Here is a 9,013-nt window from a genome sequence, read left to right on the forward strand (position 1 = left end):
CCCCCACCCCCGGGTTTAGGGTTCTGCGCGGGCAAGTCGGATTTTCGCACCACTCGCGCCTACAGGGTTATGTGTTGGGGCTAGAAGATTTGGGTGAACAACCAATACAGGCTGCCTGACAGCACAATCGCCGCCGGCAAGGTCAGCACCCACGCCATCAGCAGGTTGCGGATGGTCTTCATCTGCAAGCCACCGCCGTTGGCGACCATGCTCCCGGCCACGCCCGAGGACAACACGTGAGTGGTCGACACCGGCAAGCCGAACATGTCCGCTGCGCCGATGGTCAGCATGGCCACGGTTTCCGCCGAGGCGCCTTGCGCGTAGGTCAGGTGGGTCTTGCCGATCTTTTCGCCGACCGTCACCACGATGCGCTTCCAGCCGACCATGGTGCCCAGCCCGAGCGCAATCGCCACCGCGATCTTCACCCACAGCGGAATAAAGCGCGTCGAGTTGTCGATCTGTTGCTTGAACAGTTGCAGCTTGCCGGTGGTGTCGGCGTCGAAGTGGCCGACTTTGTTCTTGTCCATCAGGCGAATGGTTTCGCTGGTCAGGTACATGTCGTTACGCACGTTGCCCACGGCTTCGGCCGGTACTTTGGACAGCGAGCCATAACCCTTGACCTCTGCGCCGATACTGCCCGTAAGGGCGGCGAGGGCCGGGATCAGTTGCGGTGTGGCTTCCTTGCTGCGCACGTATTCAGAGAGGATCGGGCGCGGATCGGCGGGGGCCGGCATCGGCACGCTTTTGACCAGCGCTTGCTGGGTGACTTCGGCGACGGCGGCGAACTGCAGCGCCTGATCGGCCGGCATGGTGCGGTTCAGCGCATAGGCCATCGGCAGCGTGCCGACCAGAATCAGCATGATCAGGCCCATGCCTTTTTGGCCGTCGTTGGAACCGTGGGCGAACGAGACCCCGGTGCAGGTCACAATCAACATGCCGCGAATCCACCACGGCGGTGGCGTGTTGCCGACGGGCGCCTTGTACAGCGCGCGATTCTTGACGAACGCACGCAAGGCCAGCAGCAACAGCGCGGCAAAACCGAAGCCGACCAGCGGCGACAACAGTAACGCATAGCCGATCTTGGTCGCTTGAGCCCAGTCCACGCCGCTGGTGCCGTCGTGGCCGTGCATCAGGGCATTGGCCACACCGACGCCGATGATCGAACCGATCAAGGTGTGCGACGACGAGGCCGGCAAGCCCAGCCACCACGTGCCGAGGTTCCACAGGATCGCCGCGATCAACAGGGCGAAGATCATCGCGAAGCCGGCGGAGGACCCGACTTGCAGAATCAGTTCCACGGGCAGCAGGGCGATGATGCCGAACGCCACCGCGCCACTCGACAGCAGCACCCCGAGGAAGTTGAAAAACCCGGACCAGGCCACCGCGAAATTCGGCGGCATCGAGTTGGTGTAAATCACCGTGGCCACGGCGTTGGCGGTGTCGTGGAAACCGTTGACGAACTCAAAGCCCAGAGCGATCAGCAGCGCCACGCCCAACAGCAGAAACGGCGTCCAGGTGGTGACCTCCGTGCCGAGTTCGCTCATGTCGTGCATCAGGCTGTAGGCGGTGAACAACAACCCGCTGGCCAGCACTCCGAAAAACACCACGAGGGTGAGCAGGCTGGGTTTTTTATCGAGTTGAGGCCTGGCACTGCGGGCGGGAGCCTGGGTTTGGGCGGTGTAGGAGGGCGTAGCCATGACAGACAATCCTGAGGAAGGAAGGAGTGTCTGTCATGATCGTTGCCAAATGTTACAGAGAAACTGCCCTAGATCAGGGTTTGGTTTTTTTGCTGATCCGTTAATCAGAATTCACCCGGTCCCTGTAGGCGCGAGGCTTGCTCGCGAAAGCGATGTATCAGGTAAAACGCCTTCGCGGGCAAGCCTCGCTCCTACAGGGGATGGGGCAAAGGCTCAATAATCCTGGCGTTTGCGAAACGCCCAACGCCCCGCAATCACGGTAAACGTCGCCACCAGTGCCACCAGAATCCAGAACCCCTCCGGATCCCCCGACAACGGCACCCCACCCACATTCATGCCAAAAAAACCGGCAATGATGTTGATCGGCAGCGCCAGCACCGTCACCACGGTCAGGGTGAACAGCGTGCGGTTGCTCTGTTCGTTCAGGTTGGCCGCGATCTCTTCCTGCAACAGCTTGATCCGCTCACCCAGCGCCGTGAGGTCGTTGATGATCAGCGCAAATTCCTCGGTGGACTTGCGCAACTCCTTCACGTCTTCCTTCTGCAACCAGTGCGGCGGCCGGTTGAGCAATCGCAACAACGAACCGGGCTCCAGCGCCAGCAGCCGTTGCAGGCGCACCAGCACCCGGCGATTGGCACCCAGTTCCGCACGGTTGGTCGACAGCCGCGAGGACAGCAATTCATCTTCGATCTGATCGACACTGAGGCTGGTCTTGCGCACGATCTGGGTCAGTACCTCGCCCTGATCGCGGAGCAAATGCACCAGCAATTCCAGCGGTGAACGAAAGCACTCGCCGGCCTTCACCGACGAGCGCAGCTTGTCCACCGAGTGCAGCGGTTGCAGGCGGGCGCTGATGATCAGCCGGCTGCGGGCGCACACCCACAGCGTCGACACATCCGACGACACCATGCTGCTGAGGTTGAACACCACATCGTTGACCACCGCCAGCAACGCCGAATCCACATGCTCGATGCGCGTGGATCGAGACCCTTCGTGCAAGGCTTCGAAAAACTCGTCCGGCAATGCCAGATGGCTTTTCATCCAGCGCTCACACGCGGCATGCGCCAGGTTCAGGTGCAGCCACAGGAATTCATCGCTCTCGTCCGGCTGTTGCAGGCATTGCAGCGCTTTCGCCGAATCAATCTCCCGACCCCGCTCACCGGGGCGAAAACTGAAACCGTAGAGCAGACCGAACAGGTCCGGGTCGCGATGGCTTTGGTCGATGCTGTGGTTCATTGGAGCTCGCAAGGGGAGGCGCCTGTCGCGGGTTTTTACAGGTTCACTTGAGCCGCATCATCGCAACTGTGGATGACGTTTTTGTGACGAAAAAATAACCGCAAACGATTGCATTGCCGGTGGTCGGAATGGATTCAAGAACCGCTCTGGCACGCCGATCTTGCTTAAGTTACCTTGCGCGGCTTCGGCCATGAGCCAAGTTTCAGACAGGGATGTCCGGACACCTTTCACGCTGTGTTTGCCGCGTGTCTCACCCCCCTGTCATGAGTATCACTCGATGCTGCAAAAATCCCTGAGAGCACAAATTCTCGCCCTGTTGAGCGGCAGCCTGTTGGCGGTACTGTTGATCGCCCTGGCTTGCTTTCACTTTCTGTCCAGCGGCGTTCAGAGCTACGCCAACCTGATCGAAGGCCCGCTGCACACCTCGCAGTTGATCGATGAAGCCAACCTGCAATTCAAGGTGCAGGTTCAGGAATGGAAAAACGTCCTGCTGCGTGGCAAGCAACCGGCCGACCTGGCCAAGTATTGGAAACAGTTCGAAGACCGTCAGCGCGATGTGCAGAGCATTCTCGGTGAGCTGGCCGTGCAAAAAGGTATCGATCCGCAACTGAAAACCCGCATCGAACGCCTGCGTGACGAACACCGTTTGCTGGGCGCTGCCTATCAGAAGGGCCGTGACGCCTACGTGGCGGCGGGCGCCGACCCGACGGCAGGCGACGCGGCGGTCAAAGGTGTCGACCGTGCGACCAGCGAACAGATGACCGAGTTGGTCAGCGAATTGCGCAAGCAGGGTGTCGAGCAGTCGAAGCAAATCAGTGCCGAAGCCGATCGCACCGTGTTGCTGGGGCTCATTGTGATGCTCGTTTCGGGGCTGTTGATCGGGCTGTTGAGCCTGTGGCTGGTCAACCGCAACCTGATTGAACCGATTCGCAAACTGATCGAGTACGTCGCGCAACTCAGCCAGGGCAAGTTTGCCGATCGCGTGGCCAGCACCCGTCAGGATGAGCTGGGTAAATTGGCGGTTGCGGCCAACACTTTGCGTGATTTCCTCGCCGAAACGTTCAGCCGTTTGCAGCGCAGCGCCAAGGACCTGGACAGCGCCAGCAGTGAGCTGAACTCGATCGCCAGCCTCATGACCAGCGGCACCAATGAGCAGTTCAACCGCACCGATCAGGTGGCCACGGCGATGAACGAAATGTCGGCCACCGCACAGGAAGTCGCCCGTCACGCCGCCGATGCCGCACGCGCCGCCGACGATGCCGACCAGTCTGCCCAGCACGGCGAAAAAGTCATGCAGGGCACCATTCACACCATCACCCGGATGCGCGGCGAAATCGCCAACACCGCCACGGTCATCCGCCAACTGGAAACGGATAGCGGACGCATCGGCAAGGTGCTCGAAGTGATTCGCGGTATCGCCGAACAAACCAACCTGCTGGCGCTCAACGCGGCGATCGAAGCGGCCCGTGCCGGTGAAGCCGGGCGCGGTTTTGCGGTGGTGGCCGATGAAGTGCGCAGCCTGGCCCAGCGCACGGCGGCGTCGATCATCGAGATCAACCAGATCATCCAGACCGTGCAAACCGGTGCGGTGGACGCGGCTCAGGCGATTGAAAGCGGCCAGTCGCGCAGTGAGGAAAGCGTCGAGCAAGTGACCCAGGCCGGCGCCATGCTGGAGCGGATCACCCATGCCGTGGAAGCCATCCGCGACATGAACCGCCAGATCGCCACCGCCGCCGAAGAACAGACCTCGGTGGCCGAGGACATTTCACGCAACCTCACTGAAATCACCAGCATCGCCAGCACCAACCTGGACAACGTGCAGCGCACCGAAGCGGCTGGCCGTCATTTGCATGGGTTGTCGGGGCAGTTGAATGAAGTGACGGCGCGTCTGAGCGCGTAACGGAAACGGCGGCGTATCAGGTCGGTTACCGAGTCGGTACGCCCGTCGCTCTCGGATCCATAAGGGTTACGCCGCTGGTCGGGCGCCTGGCATTTTGGTTCGGTTTTACGGGGCACCTGTTAGTTCTGACAGTAGACGATTGCCGTGCACGAGCGTTTGATAACGCTGTCAGCGCAGTGGCGCTGCTGTATTCACAAGGAGCGTTTTTATGTCTATGGATCTGCAATTAAGTCGTTTGAAAGTAGAAGGGGGTGACGATGGCGAACTCACCGAACCGGTAGGCGAAAATGGTTTGCGGGCGCTAGTCGAAGGCAACCAGAACTACAAAAAAGGGGACAAGCTTGAAGTGATCTGGAATGACGTGTCGGTGTTCACGCATACAATCACGGTGGTTGAAGAGGTGGCAGGTGTGCACTTTTACATTGAAAAACAGTTCATTAAGCTTGGTCCCGTGAAGGCGAATTACACGCTAGCCGACGACTCTGGAAATGTCGCTGTATCGCCCGTTTCTAACTTCAACGTCATTGCTGCGACTTAAGCTTTTCCCGGAACTGTCTGCACCGGAAAGCTGAAAACAAACTGCGTGCCTTCCTTCGTTGTCGAGCGCACTTCCAGCTTTCCACCATGGGACTGCGCAATCTGACTGGCGATGTACAACCCCAACCCGAGACCGGTCTGCGGTGTTCCGCGGGCCGGTCGCGCGTAGGGGCGAAACAGATGGGGCAACGCGTCCTCGGCGATGAGCCCCTGATTCGTCACGCTCAGCACGAACTGCCCGTCGTGGATCTGCGCGCTCACGTCTACCCAGCCCTCGGGGTCGCCGTGGGCAACGGCGTTCGCCACCAGATTGGAAAGCAATTGCGCGACCCGCTCGCGATCGCACTGAATGCCGTGCAGCTCGCCAATGGACATGCGAAGGGTGCGTTGGGGATAGATGTTCTGGACTTCTGAAATCACGTGCCGCAAGGCGTCGCCCAGGTCCGGGCACGGTGCGATGTCCACCGGAATGCCACTGCCCAACGAACCACGAGCGAAATCCAGCACATCATCGACCAGTCGGGTCGCGCGCCGGGCACTGGTCAGAATGTGCCGGGCCCGTTGCTGATTCGCCGGGTCGGGAAGCTTGCGCAAGAGCATTTCGGCGCCGGCACTGATCGCGAACAACGGGTTGCGCAGGTCATGGCCGAGCACGGCGATGAACTGTTCGCGCAACGCGGTGTTTTTGCGTTCCGCCATCAATGCCGCTTCGGTTTTTTGCAGGTTCTCTTCCGCCTCGATCTGCAACGCCAGCATTCGCGCAAAGGATTCCATGGTGCTCTGGATCGTGCTGGATTTGAGCGATGCAGGATTGGGATCAAGAGCGCAGATGGTGCCGAAAAAGCGTCCGTCGGGGCGAAAGATCGGCACCGAAATATAGCTTTCGAATTGATAGAGGCGAGGCGTGTGGTGATCGCGGTAAAGCGGGTCTTCACTGGCCTTGTCGATCACCACCGACTGATGCGCCTGGCGAATTTCGTGGCACAAGGTGGTGACCACCTCCAGCTCACCGCCGACCTGCAAGCCGAAGTCCAGCTGATCGAGTACGGCGCAAGCGGTCCACGAGTCTTCAGTGACACGCGCCACCGCGGCGAAGCGCAGCCCCGTCAATTCACGGATCACCTGGAGAATCGCCGGCACCGCGCTGATCCGGCCGATCGTGGCGATGTCTGCTGCCGCTGTTTGCCCCATCTCAATCCATCTCTACATAATCACCGTTGAGGGATTCTAGCGGGCTACCGCCGAGTTGGCGCGTGTTGATTATGCGAATCCGGCATGCAAAAAAGCCGCACGATCCGAAGATCGTGCGGCTTTGTTTGATACGGGTATCAGGTGTCTTGTTTGTCGCTCAGGACTTTGCCGGTGGTGGCATCGAAGTCCACGTCGAATTCTTTGCCGTCAGCGGTTTTCAGTTCCACTTCGTACTCGTAGTTGTTGAAGTGGTTGTCCAGATCCGTGTCGGTGATGATCGCGCCTGGGTGCCGTTTCAGTGCCTCCTGGTTCATTTCTTCCAGTGGCTTGATCTTGCCGCTCTTGACCAGCTCAGGGATCTGGTCGACACGAACGTCAGCCTGAGCCAGGCCAGCGGTGAGGGTCAGGGCAGCAGCGGTGAACAGGGCAGTCAGGGTTTTCATGGGTTCATTCCTTGGGGTGATCTGTTTAAGTGAGTCCAGATTAACTGTGGCAACTTAATTCACCCTTAATTCCAATCACCGTGTCGTTTGGAAGATTTCGCGGGCAAGTCGGCTTGCCGCATCACTCGCTCCTACGGGATTTGGGGCGGTCGCATTATTTGTGATCGACTCAGAACCCGTAGGAGCGAGGCTTGCCCGCGAAGAAGATGACGCGGTGTCGTGTCAGCTAGCGATCAGTACCCGTTGTTCTGCAGCAACTGCGCCACCGTCCCGGCCGCCGGGCGCTTGTAGAACTTCAGCAATTCACTGGCGCGGTTGGTGAAGATGCCATCGACGCCGGCGTCCATGACTTTCTGGTAATCAACCGCTTCGTCGATGGTGTAGGCGTGCACCAGCAGGCCTTGATCGTGGGTGTACTGGTTCATCCACGGTTTCACCAGGTCCGAATAGCTCTGATCGCCACCCTTGGTCAACGCGGCCGAAGGACCGGTGCCGATCGCACCCTGGGCCTTGGCGTACTCGACCCATTGCTGGAATTCGGCTTTGTCTTTCGGTTCCTGTTTGGCGTAGTAGGTGGCCTTGTCCTTGTCGCCGGACTCGGCAAACGTCACTTTGGACTTAGGCTCGATACTGCCTTCGCCGACCCACAGCAGCAGGATCTTCGGCACTTGCGGCATTTCCTTCTCTAGCAGTTCGAGGCTGCTCTTCTCGAAGGTTTGCAGCACGACTTTGCCCTTGCCCTGGCCGACCGCCAGATTGCTTTTCGCCAGTTTGGAACCGGCCGGGCTCAGCCAGCCGCGATCCTGCAATTTGTCCTTGAGGTCGCGTTCGAGGCCGGGGAATTGCTTTGGTTCTTTGGTTTCGATGTACAGGCCGGGTTTGTGCAGCGGATTGCCCTGGGCGATGTCGATGATTTCGTCGAGGGTCAGGATCTTCAGGCCGACGAAGGACGGACGTGCGCGATCCGGGTACGCGGCGTTGAACCAGCTGCCGGCATCCAGGGTTTTCAGTTCGGCGAGGGTGAACGCGTTGGCCGGGCTGTCCTTGCGATCGGGGAATTTGGTGGCAACGTCGGTGGTGCGTTGCAGGTTGTTGTCGTGCAGGGCGAACAGCACGCCGTCCTTGCTGCGTTGCAGGTCCAGTTCCAGGTAATCGGCGCCCAGATCACGGGCCAGTCTGTAAGACGCGGCAGTGGATTCCGGTGCATCGTAGGATGCGCCGCGGTGGGCGATGACCGCCGGGTGCGGGATGCCCAAACGGGTGGCCAGTGCAGTCGGGCTGGGCTCGTTGGCGGCCTGTGCCTGGCCGAAGCCCAGCAGCATGCTCAGCAGCAGGGCGCTTTTGGTGAAGGTAACAGGCATGGTCGAGGTCCTTTCGCGTTGAATTTTCAAAGACGTCTCTTTTAACAACTGAGCGCCGCCAGCGCTATCGCCAGACCGACATAAACGTGTTTAAAGCAGATTTTTTCAGCGCTTTTGTGCGCTTCTTTGCAGTACTCTTGGCCCCGGCGTTTCCCCGGCAGAGGGAAATCCGAATGCCTGTCCTTGCGTGTAAACCATCGTTCACCGGTCGTTAACGACCTTTTGTGAGGTTTATATGCGCATCACTTCCGAGCTTATCTGCCAGGCCGCCGACCAACTCAAAGGCTTCGTTGGCCTCAATCGCAAAACTGGCCACTACATTGTGCGTTTCAGCGAAGACTCGTTTGGTATGGACGTGGCGGATGACGGGATCATTCCCACCAGTGAATTTGTCTGGGCGCCGGGGCCTGGGCAGGCCATGACGCTCAAGCGTGAGTTGATTCAATTGTTGCTGGATCAGAATATTGATGACCGGATCAATGTGACCGAGCCGTTGCGGGTGTACATGAATCGGCGGGAAGTGCCGGAGATTTCGGCGGTGCGGAGTCTGGTTCGGGGCTGAAGTTTTACTGTGTCTGGACTGGCCTCTTCGCGGGCAAGCCTCGCTCCTACAGAGGGCACCGACAACCTGTAGGCGCGAGGCTTGCC

The 9,013-nt window shown here is 59.5% G+C and carries 8 protein-coding genes; 3 read left to right on the top strand and 5 right to left on the bottom strand.

The features are described from left to right. Window positions 1-80 precede the first annotated feature (80 nt). Window positions 81-1,697: an inorganic phosphate transporter gene (locus tag QMX98_RS28745; protein ID WP_010457300.1), complete on the bottom strand. Its 1,617-nt coding sequence runs from the start codon at window positions 1,695-1,697 to the stop codon at window positions 81-83. 213 nt (window positions 1,698-1,910) lie between these two features. Next, window positions 1,911-2,933, bottom strand: coding sequence for a transporter (locus QMX98_RS28750; RefSeq protein ID WP_077748671.1), 1,023 nt, complete (start codon window positions 2,931-2,933; stop codon window positions 1,911-1,913). A 277-nt stretch (window positions 2,934-3,210) separates the two neighbouring features. Here QMX98_RS28750 and QMX98_RS28755 point away from each other — a divergent pair, with 277 nt between their 5' ends. Both QMX98_RS28755 and QMX98_RS28760 read left to right on the top strand, forming a co-directional pair. Further along, window positions 3,211-4,833, top strand: coding sequence for a methyl-accepting chemotaxis protein (locus QMX98_RS28755; protein WP_282411751.1), 1,623 nt, complete (start codon window positions 3,211-3,213; stop codon window positions 4,831-4,833). 208 nt (window positions 4,834-5,041) lie between these two features. After that, window positions 5,042-5,371, top strand: a complete 330-nt coding sequence (locus QMX98_RS28760) for a hypothetical protein (protein WP_077748669.1) — start codon at window positions 5,042-5,044, stop codon at window positions 5,369-5,371. Here QMX98_RS28760 and QMX98_RS28765 read toward each other — a convergent pair. The 3 genes from QMX98_RS28765 to QMX98_RS28775 all read right to left on the bottom strand — a co-directional run bounded on the left by QMX98_RS28765 (window position 5,368) and on the right by QMX98_RS28775 (window position 8,365). Next, on the bottom strand, window positions 5,368-6,561 hold the full coding sequence (locus QMX98_RS28765) for a GAF domain-containing sensor histidine kinase (RefSeq protein ID WP_282411752.1): 1,194 nt from the start codon (window positions 6,559-6,561) through the stop codon (window positions 5,368-5,370). The two genes, QMX98_RS28760 and QMX98_RS28765, sit on opposite strands and share 4 nt — an antisense overlap. A gap of 137 nt (window positions 6,562-6,698) precedes the next feature. Then, the gene (locus QMX98_RS28770; RefSeq protein WP_154912421.1) at window positions 6,699-7,004 is read right to left on the bottom strand and encodes a PepSY domain-containing protein; all 306 of its coding nucleotides are present in this window, start codon (window positions 7,002-7,004) and stop codon (window positions 6,699-6,701) included. 233 nt (window positions 7,005-7,237) lie between these two features. Next, the gene (locus tag QMX98_RS28775; protein ID WP_154501429.1) at window positions 7,238-8,365 is read right to left on the bottom strand and encodes a glycerophosphodiester phosphodiesterase; all 1,128 of its coding nucleotides are present in this window, start codon (window positions 8,363-8,365) and stop codon (window positions 7,238-7,240) included. Window positions 8,366-8,600: 235 nt separating this feature from the next. On the opposite strand from QMX98_RS28775, the gene QMX98_RS28780 reads away from it, so the two are divergent. Further along, window positions 8,601-8,927, top strand: a complete 327-nt coding sequence (locus QMX98_RS28780; RefSeq protein ID WP_010457284.1) for a DUF2025 family protein — start codon at window positions 8,601-8,603, stop codon at window positions 8,925-8,927. Window positions 8,928-9,013 lie beyond the last annotated feature (86 nt).

The sequence above is a fragment of the Pseudomonas sp. PS02303 genome (assembly GCF_029959925.1).
Classification (GTDB): Bacteria; Pseudomonadota; Gammaproteobacteria; order Pseudomonadales; family Pseudomonadaceae; genus Aquipseudomonas; species Aquipseudomonas mandelii.

What these genes read in the sequence shown, in the direction of transcription:
- QMX98_RS28765 (WP_282411752.1), bottom strand. Translation starts at nt 6,561, where the DNA reads ATGGGGCAAACAGCGGCAGCAGACATCGCCACGATCGGCCGGATCAGC.
- QMX98_RS28750 (WP_077748671.1), bottom strand. Translation starts at nt 2,933, where the DNA reads ATGAACCACAGCATCGACCAAAGCCATCGCGACCCGGACCTGTTCGGT.
- QMX98_RS28745 (WP_010457300.1), bottom strand. Translation starts at nt 1,697, where the DNA reads ATGGCTACGCCCTCCTACACCGCCCAAACCCAGGCTCCCGCCCGCAGT.
- QMX98_RS28755 (WP_282411751.1), top strand. Translation starts at nt 3,211, where the DNA reads ATGCTGCAAAAATCCCTGAGAGCACAAATTCTCGCCCTGTTGAGCGGC.
- QMX98_RS28760 (WP_077748669.1), top strand. Translation starts at nt 5,042, where the DNA reads ATGTCTATGGATCTGCAATTAAGTCGTTTGAAAGTAGAAGGGGGTGAC.
- QMX98_RS28780 (WP_010457284.1), top strand. Translation starts at nt 8,601, where the DNA reads ATGCGCATCACTTCCGAGCTTATCTGCCAGGCCGCCGACCAACTCAAA.
- QMX98_RS28775 (WP_154501429.1), bottom strand. Translation starts at nt 8,365, where the DNA reads ATGCCTGTTACCTTCACCAAAAGCGCCCTGCTGCTGAGCATGCTGCTG.
- QMX98_RS28770 (WP_154912421.1), bottom strand. Translation starts at nt 7,004, where the DNA reads ATGAAAACCCTGACTGCCCTGTTCACCGCTGCTGCCCTGACCCTCACC.